General features: G+C 63.5%; 15 protein-coding genes. 11 read left to right on the plus strand and 4 right to left on the minus strand.

The features are described from left to right. Positions 1-27: 27 nt before the first annotated feature. Positions 28-942, minus strand: coding sequence for a DUF808 domain-containing protein (locus APH30_RS00135; RefSeq protein ID WP_054911398.1), 915 nt, complete (start codon positions 940-942; stop codon positions 28-30). Between the two features lie 132 nt (positions 943-1,074). Here APH30_RS00135 and APH30_RS00140 point away from each other — a divergent pair, with 132 nt between their 5' ends. After that, complete coding sequence (locus APH30_RS00140; RefSeq protein WP_054911348.1) at positions 1,075-1,686, plus strand: TetR/AcrR family transcriptional regulator; 612 nt, start codon at positions 1,075-1,077, stop codon at positions 1,684-1,686. 127 nt (positions 1,687-1,813) lie between these two features. Here APH30_RS00140 and APH30_RS00145 read toward each other — a convergent pair whose 3' ends face one another. After that, positions 1,814-2,254 (minus strand): heme-binding protein, encoded by a 441-nt coding sequence (locus tag APH30_RS00145; protein WP_009683941.1) that lies wholly within the window; start codon positions 2,252-2,254, stop codon positions 1,814-1,816. 256 nt (positions 2,255-2,510) lie between these two features. On the opposite strand from APH30_RS00145, the gene gcl reads away from it, so the two are divergent. The 9 genes from gcl to APH30_RS00190 all read left to right on the plus strand — a co-directional run bounded on the left by gcl (position 2,511) and on the right by APH30_RS00190 (position 14,343). Beyond that, positions 2,511-4,286: a glyoxylate carboligase gene (gene gcl, locus APH30_RS00150; RefSeq protein ID WP_054911349.1), complete on the plus strand. Its 1,776-nt coding sequence runs from the start codon at positions 2,511-2,513 to the stop codon at positions 4,284-4,286. Positions 4,287-4,339: 53 nt separating this feature from the next. Then, positions 4,340-5,122 carry a hydroxypyruvate isomerase gene (gene hyi / locus APH30_RS00155; RefSeq protein WP_054911350.1) on the plus strand — a complete coding sequence of 261 codons (783 nt, stop codon included), beginning with the start codon at positions 4,340-4,342 and terminating at the stop codon, positions 5,120-5,122. A gap of 158 nt (positions 5,123-5,280) precedes the next feature. Next, positions 5,281-6,174, plus strand: coding sequence for a 2-hydroxy-3-oxopropionate reductase (locus APH30_RS00160; protein WP_054881313.1), 894 nt, complete (start codon positions 5,281-5,283; stop codon positions 6,172-6,174). Between the two features lie 166 nt (positions 6,175-6,340). After that, positions 6,341-7,615, plus strand: a complete 1,275-nt coding sequence (locus APH30_RS00165) for a glycerate kinase (protein ID WP_054911351.1) — start codon at positions 6,341-6,343, stop codon at positions 7,613-7,615. Then, complete coding sequence (gene pyk / locus APH30_RS00170) at positions 7,612-9,027, plus strand: pyruvate kinase (protein ID WP_054911352.1); 1,416 nt, start codon at positions 7,612-7,614, stop codon at positions 9,025-9,027. Before APH30_RS00165 ends, pyk begins: the two co-directional genes overlap by 4 nt. A gap of 185 nt (positions 9,028-9,212) precedes the next feature. Beyond that, positions 9,213-10,085, plus strand: a complete 873-nt coding sequence (locus APH30_RS00175) for an urea transporter (RefSeq protein WP_054911353.1) — start codon at positions 9,213-9,215, stop codon at positions 10,083-10,085. A gap of 44 nt (positions 10,086-10,129) precedes the next feature. Further along, positions 10,130-10,951, plus strand: a complete 822-nt coding sequence (locus APH30_RS00180) for an ion transporter (RefSeq protein ID WP_009683949.1) — start codon at positions 10,130-10,132, stop codon at positions 10,949-10,951. A gap of 219 nt (positions 10,952-11,170) precedes the next feature. Then, a complete protein-coding gene (locus APH30_RS00185) occupies positions 11,171-12,172 on the plus strand; it encodes a sulfate ABC transporter substrate-binding protein (protein ID WP_054911354.1) in 1,002 nt (333 codons plus the stop codon). Between the two features lie 146 nt (positions 12,173-12,318). Next, positions 12,319-14,343 carry a mechanosensitive ion channel family protein gene (locus APH30_RS00190; RefSeq protein ID WP_054911355.1) on the plus strand — a complete coding sequence of 675 codons (2,025 nt, stop codon included), beginning with the start codon at positions 12,319-12,321 and terminating at the stop codon, positions 14,341-14,343. Between the two features lie 119 nt (positions 14,344-14,462). Here APH30_RS00190 and APH30_RS00195 read toward each other — a convergent pair whose 3' ends face one another. Further along, on the minus strand, positions 14,463-15,389 hold the full coding sequence (locus APH30_RS00195; protein ID WP_054911356.1) for a class I SAM-dependent methyltransferase: 927 nt from the start codon (positions 15,387-15,389) through the stop codon (positions 14,463-14,465). A 136-nt stretch (positions 15,390-15,525) separates the two neighbouring features. Beyond that, on the minus strand, positions 15,526-16,425 hold the full coding sequence (locus tag APH30_RS00200; protein WP_054911357.1) for a DMT family transporter: 900 nt from the start codon (positions 16,423-16,425) through the stop codon (positions 15,526-15,528). Positions 16,426-16,558: 133 nt separating this feature from the next. On the opposite strand from APH30_RS00200, the gene APH30_RS00205 reads away from it, so the two are divergent. Beyond that, complete coding sequence (locus APH30_RS00205; protein WP_054911358.1) at positions 16,559-17,008, plus strand: Lrp/AsnC family transcriptional regulator; 450 nt, start codon at positions 16,559-16,561, stop codon at positions 17,006-17,008. Positions 17,009-17,036 lie beyond the last annotated feature (28 nt).

Genomic DNA, 17,036 nt, shown 5'->3' on the forward strand with positions numbered 1-17,036 from the left:
ACCGGGGCAACGCCCCGGCCAGGCCGCTCAGTTGGCCGGCCGCACCCGGCGCCACAGCTTCTCGGCCACCGTCACTACCGCCAGCACCACGGCCCCGGCCACCACCCCGGCCACGCCATTGAGCAACGCCACGGTAAGCCCACCACCGCGCCCCTCGCTGAACGCTTCGACCGCGTGATGCAGCGGCGCGATGCCATGCACCAGAATCCCGCCACCCACCAGGAACATCGCCGCCGTGCCGACCACCGACAGGCCTTTCATCATGTAGGGTGCCGCGCACAATATGCCATTGCCTACCGCCTGAGCCACGCCCGACGCCCGCTTGGTCATCCACAGGCCAAGGTCGTCCAGCTTGACGATGCCGCCCACCACCCCGTAAACGCCCAAGGTCATTACCACCGCGATGCCCGACAGCACGATGACCTGCTGTGGCAGCGGCGAGTCGGCGACGATGCCCAGGGTAATGGCGATGATTTCCGCCGACAGAATGAAGTCGGTACGCACAGCCCCCTTGATCTTGGCTTTCTCATACGCCACCAGGTCGACATTGGCATCGGCCACAGCCTGTTTGCGCGCAGCCTTTTGCGCCTCGTCGTCTTCTTTGCTGTGCAAGAACTTGTGCGCCAGCTTCTCGAAGCCCTCGAAGCACAGATACGCGCCGCCCAGCATCAGCAAGGGCGTGACCGCCCAAGGGATGAAAGCGCTGATCAGCAGGGCCGCCGGTACCAGAATGGCCTTGTTCATCAACGAACCCTTGGCCACCGCCCACACCACCGGCAGTTCGCGATCAGCGCGCACACCCGTCACCTGCTGGGCATTGAGCGCCAGGTCATCGCCCAGCACGCCTGCGGTTTTTTTTGCTGCCACTTTGGTCATCAGCGAAACATCGTCCAGCAACGTGGCGATATCGTCGATCAGTACCAGTAGACTGCTTCCTGCCATGTTTGCCTGCATCCAAATGAGTAAATGCCCAGAATTCTAGCCCAAAGCCGCTGCCTTGAGCGCCCGTCGGGCCCGGTGCTACCATGCCCGATCCCTCTTAGAGGTGGCCAGACACGAGGAAGATCCCTGACCATGAGCACCATTCGCGAGCGCAACAAGGAATTGATCCTGCGCGCAGCCAGCGAGGAATTCGCCGACAAGGGCTTCGCGGCCACCAAGACCAGCGATATTGCGGCCAAGGCCGGCTTGCCCAAGCCGAACGTGTATTACTATTTCAAGTCCAAGGACAACCTCTACCGCGAGGTGCTGGAAAGCATCATCGCGCCGATCATGCAGGCGTCCACGCCGTTCAATGCCGACGGTGACCCGAAAGAAGTGCTGAGCGCCTACATTCGCTCGAAAATCCGCATTTCCCGCGACTTGCCCCATGCATCCAAGGTATTTGCCAGCGAGATCATGCACGGTGCCCCGCACCTGTCACCGAACCAGGTGGCGCAGTTGAACGAGCAGGCCCGGCACAACATCGAGTGCATCCAGCGCTGGATCGACAACGGGCAGATCGCCCATGTAGATGCGCACCACCTGATGTTCAGCATCTGGGCGGCCACCCAGACCTATGCCGATTTCGACTGGCAGATTTCTGCAGTGACCGGCAAGGCCAAGCTGGCCGACAGCGATTATGACGCAGCAGCCGAGACCATCATCCGCATGGTGCTCAAGGGCTGTGAGCCCGAGGTGGCCTGACAGGGCCAGTGGGGCTGCTTTGCAGCCTTTCGCTACACAAGGCCGCTCCTACAGGGTTACGCGATTCCCCGTAGGAGCGGCCTTGTGTCGCGAAAGGGCCGCAACGCGGCCCCGGCTATCTTGAGCTTTACGCCGCTACTCCGGCATCCGCCAGCAACCCCACCTCCTCGATCGCACTGATCGCGCACTGTTCGTCGATATCCGACGTATCGCCGCTGATCCCGACAGCACCCAGTACCTTGCCGTCCTGATCACGAATCAGCACGCCCCCCGGCGCCGGCACCACCGGCCGTTCACCCATCCCGTTGAGCGCGGCAAAAAACGCCGGCCGCTGCTGCGCATCCAGCGCCAGCAAGCGCGAGCCCTTGCCCAGGGCTATCGCACCCCAGGCTTTGCCGGTGGCCACTTCCGGGCGGATCAGGCTGGCGCCATCTTCGCGCTGCAGCGCCAGCAGGTGGCCGCCAGCATCCAGCACCGCCACGGTCAGCGGCGCCGCGTTGATCTTGCGGCCCGCCGCCAGCGCGGCGTTTACCAGCCCAACGGCGACTTTCAGGTTCAAAGCGTTCATGAAAAGGTCCTCTTCTTGTTGTGAGAAGCCCTGAGGGCAGTTGAAAACCGATGAACAAATAGAACACAACGAGGATTATTTTTGTATACAATATTTTGAAACGATCGTATGCGATCACGCAAACTCCCGTTTTCATGGGCGCTCTTAGGAAAGCCAAGTCAACCGATGAAAACCCATTGACCTACAGCGCCAGGCGTGAATACACTCTATCGCAAAGCAAGTTGTATACAATTACAAAATCAATGAGGCACAAACCATGAGCAAAATGAGAGCAATCGATGCAGCCGTTCTGGTCATGCGCCGTGAAGGTGTAGATACCGCGTTCGGCATCCCGGGGGCTGCCATCAATCCGCTGTACTCGGCCCTGAAGAAAGTCGGTGGCATCGATCACGTCCTCGCTCGCCACGTCGAAGGTGCCTCGCACATGGCCGAGGGCTACACCCGCGCCAACCCGGGCAACATCGGTGTGTGCATCGGCACCTCCGGCCCTGCCGGCACCGACATGGTCACCGGCTTGTACAGTGCCTCGGCCGACTCCATTCCTATTCTCTGCATCACTGGCCAGGCCCCGCGTGCGCGCCTGCACAAGGAAGACTTCCAGGCTGTCGATATCACCAGCATCGTCAAGCCGGTGACCAAGTGGGCGACCACGGTGCTGGAGCCAGGCCAGGTGCCTTACGCCTTCCAGAAAGCCTTCTACGAAATGCGCACCGGCCGCCCAGGCCCGGTGCTGATCGACCTGCCGTTCGACGTGCAGATGGCCGAAATCGAATTCGACATCGACGCCTACGAGCCGCTGGCCATCAACAAGCCTGCCGCCACCCGCGTGCAGGCCGAAAAAGCCCTGGCCATGCTCAATGACGCCGAGCGCCCGCTGCTGGTCGCCGGCGGCGGCATCATCAACGCCGACGCCAGCGACAAACTGGTGGCGTTCGCTGAACTGACCGGCGTACCGGTAATCCCGACCCTGATGGGCTGGGGCACTATCCCGGACGACCACGCGCAGATGGTCGGCATGGTCGGCCTGCAGACGTCGCACCGCTACGGCAACGCCACCCTGCTCAAGTCGGACCTGGTGTTCGGTATCGGTAACCGCTGGGCCAACCGCCACACCGGCTCCGTGGACGTCTACACCGAGGGCCGCAAATTCGTCCACGTGGACATCGAACCGACCCAGATCGGCCGCGTGTTCGCCCCGGACCTGGGGATCGTTTCCGACGCTGGCAAGGCGCTGGACGTACTCCTGGAAGTCGCCCGCGAATGGCAAGCCGCTGGCAAGCTGAAATGCCGCAAGGCGTGGCTGGAAGACTGCCAGCAGCGCAAGGCCAGCCTGCAGCGCAAGACCCACTTCGACAATGTGCCGGTCAAGCCGCAGCGCGTGTACGAAGAAATGAACCAGGTGTTCGGCAAGGACACCTGCTACGTCAGCACCATTGGCCTGTCGCAGATTGCGGGCGCGCAGTTCCTGCACGTGTACAAGCCACGCCACTGGATCAACTGCGGCCAGGCCGGCCCGCTGGGCTGGACCATCCCTGCGGCACTGGGCGTGGTCAAGGCCGATCCGCAGCGCAAGGTCGTGGCGCTGTCGGGTGACTACGACTTCCAGTTCATGATCGAAGAGCTGGCGGTGGGCGCACAGTTCAACCTGCCGTACGTTCATGTGCTGGTGAACAACGCCTACCTGGGCCTGATCCGCCAGGCGCAGCGTGGCTTCGACATGGATTACTGTGTACAACTGGCGTTCGAGAACATCAACTCGACCGACGCTGCCACCTACGGCGTTGACCACGTGGCCGTGGTCGAAGGCCTGGGCTGCAAGGCCCTGCGCGTGTTCGAACCGGCCGAGATCGCCCCTGCCCTGATCAAGGCGCAGAAGATGGCCGAAGAGTTCCGCGTACCGGTAGTGGTCGAGGTCATTCTCGAGCGCGTCACCAACATTTCCATGGGCACCGAGATCAACGCGGTCAACGAGTTCGAAGACCTGGCGCTGGTCGGCAACGACGCGCCAACCGCCATCTCGATGCTGGACTGATCGCCTGACGCCCCCAGGCATGCCCTGGGGGCCTTCACCGCAAGGAGACACCTATGCCTCGCTTCGCTGCCAACCTGTCCATGCTGTTCACCGAACAGGACTTCCTGGCCCGCTTCAAGGCTGCCGCCGATGCTGGCTTCAGCGGCGTCGAATACCTCTTCCCGTACGACTACAGCGCGGCTGAAATCAAGCAGCAGCTGGACGCCAACGGCCTGACCCAGGTGCTGTTCAACCTGCCGGCGGGTGACTGGGCCAAAGGCGAGCGCGGGATCACCTGCCACCCCGACCGCGTCGAAGAATTCCGCGCGGGGGTCGACAAGGCCATCGAGTACGCCAAGGTGCTGGGCAATACCCAGGTCAACGCCCTGGCCGGTATTCGCCCACAAGGCCTGCAGTGTGCCGACGTGCGCAAGACCTTCGTCGCCAACCTCAAGTATGCCGCCGAAAAACTCCAGGCCGCCGGCATCCGCCTGGTCATGGAAATGATCAACACCCGCGACATCCCTGGCTTCTACCTCAATACCACCCAACAAGCCCTGGAAATCCAGGCCGAGGTGGGCAGCGACAACCTGTTCCTGCAGTACGACATCTACCACATGCAGATCATGGAAGGTGACCTGGCCCGGACCATGGAAGCCAACCTGAAGTTGATCAACCACATCCAGTTGGCCGACAACCCCGGCCGCAACGAGCCAGGCACCGGGGAGATCAACTACCGCTTCCTGTTCGAACACCTGGACCGCATCGGCTACCAGGGCTGGGTGGGCGCGGAATACAAGCCGCTGACCACCACCGAAGCAGGCCTGGGCTGGCTGAAGACCCATAACGCAATCTGAACGGCTGAACGCTAGCCCCCTGTGAAACACGAAACCCTGTGGGAGCGGGCATGCCCGCGAACACCGGCATAGCCGGTGCCATCCACCGACTCGCCTGTTTCGCGGGCATGCCCGCTCCCACAGCTTGAGACACCACAAATACAAAGAGGCATATTCTCATGGCTAAAATCGGTTTCATCGGCACCGGCATCATGGGCAAGCCCATGGCCCAGAACCTGCAAAAAGCAGGGCACAGCATTTTCGTTTCCACCCACCACGACGCCGCGCCAGCCGACCTGATCGCCGCCGGTGCAGTGGCCCTGGCGAACCCGAAAGAAGTGGCCCAGGAAGCCGAGTTCATCATCGTCATGGTGCCGGACACCCCACAAGTGGAAAGCGTGCTGTTCGGTGACAACGGCGTGGCCGAAGGCGTGGGCCCGAACAAGGTGGTGATCGACATGAGCTCGATCTCCCCTACCGCCACCAAAGCCTTTGCCGAAAAAATCAAGGCCACCGGCGCCGCCTACCTGGACGCCCCGGTGTCCGGTGGCGAAGTAGGTGCCAAGGCCGCCACCCTGAGCATCATGGTTGGCGGCTGCCCGAACGCCTTCGAGCGCGCCCTGCCACTGTTCCAGGCCATGGGCAAGAACATCACCCGCGTGGGTGGCAACGGTGACGGCCAGACCGCCAAGGTGGCCAACCAGATCATCGTCGCCCTGAATATCCAGGCTGTCAGCGAAGCGCTGCTGTTCGCCGCCAAGAACGGCGCCGACCCGGCCAAGGTGCGTGAAGCGCTGATGGGTGGCTTCGCCTCGTCGAAAATCCTCGAGGTGCATGCCGAGCGCATGATCAAGGGCACCTTCGACCCGGGCTTCCGCATCAACCTGCACCAGAAGGACCTGAACCTGGCCCTGCAAGGCGCCAAGGAGCTGGGCATCAACCTGCCCAACACCTCCAATGCCCAGCAAGTGTTCAACACCTGCCAGGCCCTGGGTGGCGGCAACTGGGACCACTCGGCGCTGATCAAGGGCCTGGAGCACATGGCCAACTTCTCGATCCGCGACGAGAAATAAGCTTCAAGCTGTGAGCCTCAAGTGGCAAGCGACAAGCGAGAGCAGATCTGCTTTTGCTTGCAGCTTGCAGCTCGCAGCTGTGGAGACCGCCCCTGGTTCAGCCTGCACGGAGGCAGTTCCAGGGGCGTTTTTGATTGTGCAGAACAACAATAATTGGGAGCCTGCCATGTCGGTCGATCCGCAAAAAATTCTCCGCGACCTGTTCGACACAGCCATCGCCGCCGCCCACCCCCGTCAAGTTCTCGAACCCTACCTGCCCGCCGACCGTAGCGGCCGGGTCATCGTCATCGGCGCCGGCAAGGCCGCAGCCGCCATGGCCGAAGTGGTCGAGAAAAGCTGGCAGGGCGAAGTCTCCGGCCTGGTCGTCACCCGTTACGGCCACGGCGCCAACTGCCAGAAAATCGAGGTGGTCGAAGCCGCCCACCCGGTCCCCGACGCCGCCGGCCTGGCCGTGGCCAAGCGCGTGCTGGAACTGGTCAGCAACCTCAATGAAGAAGACCGCGTCATATTCCTGCTCTCCGGCGGTGGCTCTGCCCTGCTGGCCCTGCCCGCCGAGGGCCTGACCCTGGCCGACAAACAGCAGATCAACAAGGCACTGCTGAAATCCGGCGCCACCATCGGCGAGATGAACTGCGTGCGCAAGCACCTCTCGGCGATCAAGGGCGGGCGCCTGGCCAAGGCTTGCTGGCCGGCCACGGTCTACACCTATGCCATCTCCGATGTACCCGGTGACCTCGCCACGGTGATCGCTTCCGGCCCCACCGTGGCCGACCCGAGTACCTCGGCCGATGCCCTGGCCATTCTCAAGCGCTACAACATCGAAGCGCCAAAAGCGGTGATCGACTGGCTCAACAACCCGGCCTCGGAAACCGTCAAGGCCGACGACCCGGCCCTGGCCCGCAGCCACTTCCAGCTGATTGCCAAGCCCCAGCAGTCGCTGGAAGCCGCCGCAGTCAAAGCTCGCCAGGCAGGCTTCAGCCCGCTGATCCTCGGCGACCTGGAAGGCGAATCGCGGGAAGTGGCCAAGGTGCATGCCGGCATCGCCCGGCAGATCGTGCTGCACGGCCAGCCGCTGAAGGCGCCCTGCGTAATCTTGTCCGGTGGCGAAACCACCGTGACCGTGCGCGGCAATGGCCGTGGCGGGCGCAATGCCGAGTTCCTGCTCAGCCTCACCGAAAGCCTGAAAGGGCTGCCGGGCGTGTACGGCTTAGCCGGTGACACCGACGGTATTGACGGCTCGGAAGAAAACGCCGGCGCCTTCATGACCCCGGCCAGTTACGCCAGCGCCGAAGCCCTGGGCCTGTCGGCCAGCGATGAGCTGGACAACAACAACGGCTATGGCTACTTCGCCGCGCTGGACGCACTGATCGTCACCGAGCCGACCCGCACCAACGTCAACGACTTCCGCGCCATCCTGATCCTCGAGACTGCCCAATCATGACGCCTGATAAAAAAGTGAAGATCCTCGCCACCCTCGGCCCGGCGATCGAAGGCATCGACGACATCCGCCAACTGGTCGAAGCGGGGGTGAACATCTTCCGCCTCAATTTCAGCCACGGCGAACACGCCGACCACGCCCTGCGTTACCAGTGGATCCGCGAAGTCGAGCAGCAGTTGAACTACCCCCTGGGTATTCTCATGGACCTGCAAGGGCCCAAGCTACGGGTCGGCCGCTTTGCCGAAGGCAAGGTCCTGCTGCAACGCGGCCAGGCCCTGCGCCTGGACCTGGACAACACCCCGGGCGATAACCGCCGGGTCAACCTGCCGCACCCCGAGATCATCGCCGCCCTGGAGCCAGGCATGGACCTGCTGCTGGACGACGGCAAGCTGCGCCTGCGGGTAACCGCCAAGCACAGCGACGCAATCGACACCGAAGTGCTGAACGGTGGCGAGCTGTCGGACCGCAAGGGCGTCAACGTACCGCAAGCGGTTCTCGACCTCTCGCCGCTCACCGAAAAAGACCGCCGCGACCTGGCCTTCGGCCTGGAGCTGGGCGTGGACTGGGTCGCCCTGTCGTTCGTGCAGCGCCCTGAAGACATCGTTGAAGCGCGCCAGCTGATTGGCGGCCGCGCCTACCTGATGGCCAAAATCGAAAAACCGTCGGCAGTCGAGCACCTGCAAGCCATCGCCGAACTGGCCGACGCCATCATGGTGGCCCGCGGGGACCTGGGCGTGGAAGTGCCGGCCGAAAGCGTGCCGCAGATCCAGAAGCGCATCATTGGCACCTGCCGCCAGCTGGGCAAGCCAGTGGTGGTGGCCACGCAGATGCTCGAATCGATGCGTTTCTCGCCAGCACCGACCCGTGCCGAAGTCACCGACGTGGCCAACGCCGTGGCCGAGGGTGCCGACGCGGTGATGCTGTCGGCCGAAACCGCCTCGGGGGATTACCCGCTGGAGGCTGTGCAGATGATGAGCAAGATCATCCGCCAGGTCGAGAACGGCCCGGACTACCAGGCGCAGCTCGACGTCGGCCGGCCCAAGGCCGAAGCCACCGTGTCGGACGCCATCAGCTGCGCGATCCGCCGTATCAGCGGCATCCTCCCGGTGGCGGTGCTGGTCAACTACAGCGAGTCGGGCGCCTCCACCCTGCGCGCTTCGCGTGAACGGCCACGGGCACCGATCCTCAACCTTACGCCCAACCTGAACACCGCGCGGCGCCTGAGCGTGGCCTGGGGTGTGCACTCGGTGGTCAATGACCGCCTGCGCCAGGTGGATGAGGTGGTCTCCACGGCCCTGGAAATTGCCCAGGCACAAGGCATGGCCAGCCGGGGCGACACGTTGCTGATCACTGCCGGGGTGCCGTTCGGCAAACCTGGGTCGACCAACACGCTGCGGATCGAAACACTGATCTAAGCCACTGCATAGCCCCTGTGGGAGCGGGCGTGCCCGCGAATGCGTCAGTCCAGGCAACTTCGTTGACCCTGCTGGCCCTTTCGCGGGCACGCCCGCTCCCACAGGGTCGGTGGTGAAGCAAAGAATCGCGGAAAACCGAGGCCCAAAGAGGCCCACCGCTCCCCATCAACCTCACTGACTGCCCCATGTACAGCAAACATTTCGTCAACCCGTGCCCAGACTGGGCCACGGCGTTACTCAACGGCTTCAGCCAGGTGCTGCTGCTGCGCAACCCCCTGTGCGGCCTGTGCTGCCTGCTGGCCATCCTGCTGACTGCGCCCGACCTGGTCGGCGGCGCCCTGCTCGGCGCCCTCGCCGGCCTGCTCACTGCCCAGCGCCGCGGCTACGACCGTGCCGACCGCCAGGCCGGGCTGTATTGTTACAACGGCGTCCTGATCGGCATCCTGATCAGCGCCGTGCTGCCCTGGTCGGCCATCCTGCCGCCACTGGTCATCGCCGCCGGCGGCCTGTCCAGCATCATTACCCACCAGTGGCGCAAGCGCGGCGGCAAGCTGCTGGTTGCCTATACCGCGCCGTTCGTGCTGTTGGGCTGGGGCACGCTGTTGCTCGCCGAACCCTCGATGACCGGCTTCGTCGAAGCCGAACCGCTGTACGCCCTGGTCCGCGGCATAGGGCAGGTCTTCCTGCTCGACCAGCCGTTGGCCGGGTTGCTGATCATCGTCGGCATGTTCATCGCCCAACCCTATGCGGCGGTGTGGGCGGTAATTGGCTCGGCCATCGGGGGCGGCATGGCGCTGCTCACAGACCAGGCGCAAGCAGCGTGGGTGGGCCTGGCTGGCTTCAACGCCGCGCTGGCGGCGCTGGCCTTCAGCAGGCAAGGTGAAAAGCCATGGGTCACACTGCTGGCAATTGCCCTGGCGTTGCTGTTGCAATCACTATTCAAGCTGTTGCCGCTGCCCGGCCTCACCGCACCCTTCGTCGCCGCCTGCTGGCTGATGCACCTGGGCTGCCAGCTGGCCCAGCCCAAGCAGCGCGACGCCAGCCGCTTGCACAGCTGAAACACAGCCCCTAGGCTCAGCCCATCGCACTACGGAATGAGCCAATGAACAACCCTGCAAGCCTGCGCGAGCGGCTTTACATCATGGTCTTCCAGACCGACACCGTCGCTGGCAGGCGCTTCGATAAAATCCTGCTGCTGATCATCCTGGCCAGCCTGGTCACGGTGATCCTCGACAGCATCGACGAAGTCCACCAGGGCTACGCCGGCCTGCTGGCCGGTATCGAATGGGGCTTTACCGCGATCTTCCTGGCCGAGTACCTCACCCGCCTGTACTGCTCGCCCAAGCCGCTGCGCTATGCCTTCAGTTTCTATGGGCTGGTCGATTTACTGGCGATCGTGCCGGGGATCATCGCGCTTTATTACAGCGACGCCCAATACCTGTTGATCGTCCGCGTCATCCGCATGCTGCGGATCTTCCGCGTACTCAAGCTCAGCCCGTACCTCAAGCAGGCCCATTACCTGATCGACGCGCTGCGCGGCAGCAAGCAGAAGATCATCGTGTTCCTGGTCACGGTATCGACCCTGGTCACGGTGTTCGGCACGCTGATGTATGTGATCGAAGGGCCGGAGCACGGTTTCACCAGCATTCCCAAGGGCATCTACTGGGCGATCGTCACCCTGACCACCGTGGGCTTTGGCGACATCGTGCCGAAGACGCCTTTGGGGCAGGTAATTTCGTCGATGGTGATGATCATCGGTTATTCGATCATTGCCGTGCCGACCGGGATCTTTACCGCAGAGCTGGCCAACGCCATGCGGGGTGAGCAGCTGCAGCATGATTGCCCGGTCTGCAAGAAAAAGACCCATGAACAAAGCGCGGCGTTCTGCTCGCGGTGTGGGAGTGGGTTATTCCCCAAACAGTGATGTTGCCCGATCGGGCCCTGTCGCCGGCAAGCCAGCTCCCACAAGGTGCACCACCGGGACTGAGCCTTGTGCAATACCTGTGGGAGCTGGCTTGCCGGCGATAGGGCCAGTACAGGCAGCGGAATAACCAAAGTCGTTTTTGTTCTTTAACCCGCACAAATCCAACCGCTATAGTCGCTGGCAATCTGCCCCAAAAACCTTCAAGAACAAGGAAGCAACGTGAAAAGACTCTTCACCGCCTCGCTGCTCGCCGCAGGCCTGGCCTTGGGCAACATCGCCCAGGCCGCCCCTACCCTGCTCAACGTCTCCTACGACGTGATGCGCGACTTCTACAAGGACTACAACCCAGCCTTCCAGAAACACTGGCAGGCCGAGCACAACGAGAAGGTCAACGTGCAAATGTCCTTCGGCGGCTCGAGCAAGCAGGCACGGGCAGTGATCGACGGGCTGCCGGCCGACGTCATCACCATGAACATGGCCACCGACATCAACGCCCTGGCCGACAACGGCAAGCTGGTGCCGGACAACTGGGTCACCCGCCTGCCGAACAACAGCGCGCCGTTCACCTCGGCCACCGTCTTCATCGTGCGCAAGGGCAACCCTAAAGCGCTGAAAGACTGGCCCGACCTGCTGAAGGACGGCGTGCAGGTGATCGTGCCCAACCCGAAAACCTCGGGCAATGGCCGCTACACGTACCTGTCGGCCTGGGGCTACGTGCTCAAGCAGGGCGGTGACGAAGCCAAGGCCAAGGACTTCGTTGGCAAGCTGTTCAGACAGGCCCCGGTGCTGGATACCGGCGGCCGGGCCGCGACCACCACGTTCATGACCAACCAGATCGGCGACGTGCTGGTGACCTTCGAAAACGAAGCCGAAATGATCGCCCGCGAGTTTGGCCGCGACCAGTTCGAGGTGGTCTACCCGAGCGTGTCGGCCGAGGCCGAGCCACCGGTGAGTGTGGTCGACAAGGTGGTGGCCAGGAAAGGCACCCAGGCCGTGGCCGAGGAATACCTCAAGTACCTGTGGTCGCCAGAGGCCCAGGAGATTGCCGCCAACAACTACCTGCGCCCACGCGATGCAACCGTGCTGGCCAAGTACACCGACCGCTTCCCGAAAGTCGACTTCCTGTCGGTGGAAAAGACCTTTGGTGACTGGCGCACCGTGCAGAAGACCCACTTCAACGACGGTGGCGTGTTCGACCAGATCTATACCGACAAGCAGTAATCGATTCACGCAGGCCAGGCCAGTTCGCGGCTAAACCCGCGAATAGGCCTGGCCGGACAACACACCCAAATCGAACTTTCCCACCCCTGCAGCCTCAGTTCCTTGAGTAACCCTGCCCCGCTCACCCCGGCCCAAGGAGTACTCCAGTGCTGCGTTTCTTTTCGACCCTGCTGCTCGGCTGCCTGTTGAGCACTCACCTGCTGGCTGCCGACCCCGCCCCCAGCGAAGACCAACCCGCCGAACCCGAACCAGTCTTGCAAGGCGGCCTGCTGGGCGCCCTGGCCGATGGCCTGGACAGCGCTGCCCGGCAGATGGACCTCGACGCCCACCTGGTTGACGCCTGGCGCCTGCGCACCGACCGCGCCGCCCAGGAAGTGGAGCGCCTGGTCGACCGCCATTCGGCCAGTGACTCACTGCACCTGGCGGGCAACTTCCTGCTCCTGACCCTCACCTGGGGGGCCGCGTTCGGCCTGCTTGGCGGTGGTGGGCGCTGGGTCGCCAAACGGGTGTCGCGCCGCCCTTGGCTGCGCGAGCACAAACGCGTCAGTGGCCTGCTGGGGTACCTGTTGCCCTACACCTTGCCAGCCCTGGCCAGCCTGCCCGTGACGCTCTATGTGAGCCGCTTCCTCGACCCCTCCGTGGCACGCGCGCTTGGCCTGAGCCTGGCCTATGCGACCAGCAGCGGGCTGTTCTCGACGTCGATCATCCTCTGCCTGATCACCCTGTTCGACGCTGGCCATAAACGCCCCGCCGTGGCGGTGATCAAGCGCCTGGCGCCACGGCCGCTGTTCCTCATCGGCTTCCTTGCCGCCTGGAGCGACGCCCTGACCAGCCCGCAGATCGCCCGCCAGCTTGGCGGCAACATCACCGCCAGCGTCGCGGTGGTCACCGGCCTGACTGCCACCTTCATCTTCGCCAGCCTGGTGATCCGCCTGCGGCGCCCGGTCGCCCACCTGATCCGCAACCGCGCGTACAAAGACCGGGTACAACACCGCGCCGTGCAGGAAACCCTGCGCATTTTCTCGACACTGTGGTACCTGCCAATCCTGCTGATGATCCTGGTCTCGGCAGTCAACCTGGTAGGTGCCGGTGCCGAAAGCCAGAAAGCCCTGCAGAACGCGCTGCTGACCACCGTGCTATTGGTCTCGACGCTGTTCCTCAGCACCTTGCTGCAACACTTGCTGGCCCCCCGCGAAAGCGACCCAGCGCAGCGGGTGCGGCCCTACAAGGAACTGCTGCGCAGCCTCGCCCACGCCCTGCTGCGCATTGCCATGGCAGTGGCCTTCATCGAGCTGCTGGGGCGCATCTGGGGGTTCTCGGTGATCGACTTCGCCCTCAGCAACCGCCTGGGCCAGGCGATCAGCAACTCGCTGTCGAGCATCGGCCTGATCCTGTTGGTCACCTGGCTGCTGTGGGTGGTGCTCGATACGGCGATCCAGGAAGCGCTCAAGCCAGCTGCCGGGCGCCGCAATGCCCGCCAGCCAAGCACGCGGGTGCGGACCATTCTGCCGATGCTGCGCAATGCCATCAAAGTGATCCTGATCGTGATCTGCACCATCACCACCATGGCCAACCTGGGCATCAACGTAGCGCCGCTGCTGGCCGGTGCCGGGGTGATCGGCCTGGCCATCGGCTTCGGCTCGCAGCAACTGGTCCAGGATGTGATTACCGGGTTGTTCATCCTGATCGAAGACACCATTTCCATCGGCGACTGGGTAGTGCTGGACTCCGGCCATGCCGGAACCGTAGAAAGCCTGACCATCCGCACCCTGCGCCTGCGCGATGGCAAGGGCTTCGTGCATTCGGTGCCGTTCGGCCAGATCAAGGCGGTTACCAACCAGTCACGGCAGTTCGCCTATGCGTTCTTTTCGGTGCAGTTCACCTATGACAGTGATGTGGACGCGTCACTGGCGCTGATTCATGAGGTAGGCCAGTCGATCAGCGAAGACCCCCTGCTGCGCATCAACTTGCAGGGGCCGCTGCAGGTCTTCGGTGTGGACCGCATGGACTTGAACGGGTTTGTCCTGACGGCGCAGTTCCGCACCATTTCCGGCGGGCAGTATGCGGTGAGCCGGGCGTTCAACGAGCGGCTGAAGAAGCGGGTGGACCAGACTGAGAATGTGAGTTTTGCCCAGGTGTATCCGCTGCCGGTGCAGGCTCTGGGGGCTTGATGTTGCCACTACCGGCCTCTTCGCGGGCTTGCCCGCTCCCACAGGATCACCACACATCCTAATGCTGTGGAGTACCTGTGGGAGCGGGCAAGCCCGCGAATGGGCCGCCACGAGCAACATCACACCTGGCGGAATACCAAAGCCTTGAGCCCGCCCGCCGGGTCCACATCCGGAAACTCGGGCGGGTTCTCCAGCCGCTCGACAAACCCCAGCGAGGGCGCCTGCTCGGCCATCCCCTCGATCAAAAACTCCGGCCCGATCCCCGGGTCGTTCACGCACGCCAGCACCGTCCCACCCGCGCTCAACAACTCCGGCAAACGTCGCAGGATCTTCGCGTAATCCTGGGTCAGCACGAAGCTGCCGCGCTGGAAAGTCGGCGGGTCGATGATGATCAGGTCATAAGGGCCGTACTTGCGTACCTTGCCCCAGGACTTGAACAGCTCATGCCCCAGGTAGGCCACCCGCGAGGCGTCGTGACCATTGAGGCGGTGGTTGTCCCGGCCGCGCGCCAGGGCCGACTTGGCCATGTCCAGGTTCACCACCTGCTCGGCCCCACCGGCCACCGCTGCCACCGAGAAGCCGCAGGTGTAGGCGAACAGGTTCAGTACCCGCTTGCCCGCCGCCTGCTCACGCACCCAGCGGCGGCCATAGCGCATATCGAGGAACAGACCGTTGTTCTGCCGCACGCCCAGGTCCAGCAGGTAGGTCAGGCCGTCCTCGACCACTTCGCGTTGCTGGCAGGGTTCGCCCAGCAACCACTGGCCCGGGCTGTCAGGCAGGTAGCGGTGCTGGATGATGATGGCCTGGCCGGACCACAGTGGGCGCTCGGCCAGGTTGCGCAGCATCGTCTCCAGCTCGGCCAGCTGGCCTTCGGGCGGTTCGCGGAACAGGGCGACCGACAGCACCCCCTGCAGCCAATCGACCGTGATCTGCTCCAGGCCTGCCCAGCAGCGGCCGCGGCCGTGGAAAAGGCGGCGGGTTTCCTGCGGGGCAGGGTCGAGGGCGGCGAGCAGGTGTTGCTCGAGGATGGCGATTGGGGATGTCATGACGGGTCGCAGGCTGGCAAAAGCGGCATTCTACCCGCTGAGGCCGCTTCGCAGGCAAACCAGCTAGCGCACAAATTTCAAGCCCTGTGCAGTACCTGTAGGAGCTGGCTTGCCTGCGATAGGGCGCGAAGCGGCCTCAATGGCCCTTGATGACCAACGACTTGGGTCTGAGCCACCACCCCTGCTGCATCCCTGCCGCCGCCAGCAGGATCAACGCCACCCCCAGCCATTGCAGCGGCGTCAGGCGGTGGTCGAAGGCCACCCAATCGACCAGGATCGCTGCAATGGGGTAGATGAATGACAACGCCCCGGTCAATGCCGTGGGCAAGCGCTGGATGGCGCTATACAGCAATACATACATCAGGCCGGTGTGCACAACCCCCAATGTCAGCAAACTGGCCAGCGCCGGCATTTCACCCGGCAGGCCGCCCAGCTTGGCCCAGGGTGCCAGCAACACCACGCCGGTGCTCACCTGGACCAACGCGATCAGATGCGGCGGCGTACCGCTGAGCCGCTTGATGATCAATGCCGCGATGGCGTACAGCAGCGCCGCGCCCAGCGCCAGGGCAATGCCCAGCAGGTAGTCCTCGCCACCCCCCTGCGCGGCGCCATGGGCACTGACGATGGCCAGCATGCCGAGGAACGCCACGCTCAGCCAGCTCAGCTTGGCCAAGGTGATTTTTTCACCCAGAAACAACGCCGCCAAGCCCACCAGCATGAACGGCTGCACGTTGTACACCGCGGTACCGATGGCAATCGACGCCCGCGAATACGAGGCAAACAACAGCAACCAGTTGCCGACGATGGCCACGCCGCTGGCTATCGCCAGCAGCAGCGCCGGGCGGCTGATCACGCCCGGGCGCAGAAAGCCGAACGCGGCACAGATGACCAGCAAGGTCACGGCACCGAACACGCAGCGCCAGAACACCACCTCCAGTACAGGCAGGCCGGACGCCAGCACGAACCAGCCGATGGTCCCGGAAATCAGCATGGCCGCTACCATTTCCAGCGACCCCCGGCGCAATGAATTGTCCATCCCACACCTCCTCTCGTCGATGGCAACAGTATGCAGAGGGCCGCGCGCGACCTTCCAGCCGATTAAAAAGGCGGATCCATAATTTTGCCTTTACTATCAAGGCAAATTTCGCCACCTACCCTTTGAGGTGCACATGACCGACGCCATCGACCAACTGTTGATCAACGCGCTGATGGAGGACTCGCGCCGCTCGCTCAAGGCCCTGGCGCAAGTAAGTGGGCTGTCTGCCCCCAGCGTCGGCGAGCGTTTGCGCCGGCTGGAGGAACGTGGCGTGTTGCGCGGCTACACGGTCAATGTCGACCCACGTGCCTTCGGCTACCAGTTGCAAGCCATCGTGCGTATCCGCCCACTGCCCGGGCAATTGCAGGAAGTCGAGCGGCAGATCATTGCCATCCCCGAATTCACCGAGTGCGACAAGGTCACCGGCGAGGACTGCTTCATCGCCAGGCTGCATGTGCGCTCGATGGAGCAGCTGGACACCCTGCTGGACCGCATCAATGTGTTGGCCGAGACCAACACCGCAATCATCAAGAAGAGCCCGGTCAAACGGCGGTTACCGCCGATGGGGCCAGCACAACCCTGACTGAGGGGCCGGCCAGCAGGGAAAGGGA

The sequence above is a fragment of the Pseudomonas sp. NBRC 111127 genome (genome assembly GCF_001320345.1).
GTDB classification, from domain to species: Bacteria; Pseudomonadota; Gammaproteobacteria; order Pseudomonadales; family Pseudomonadaceae; genus Aquipseudomonas; species Aquipseudomonas juntendi.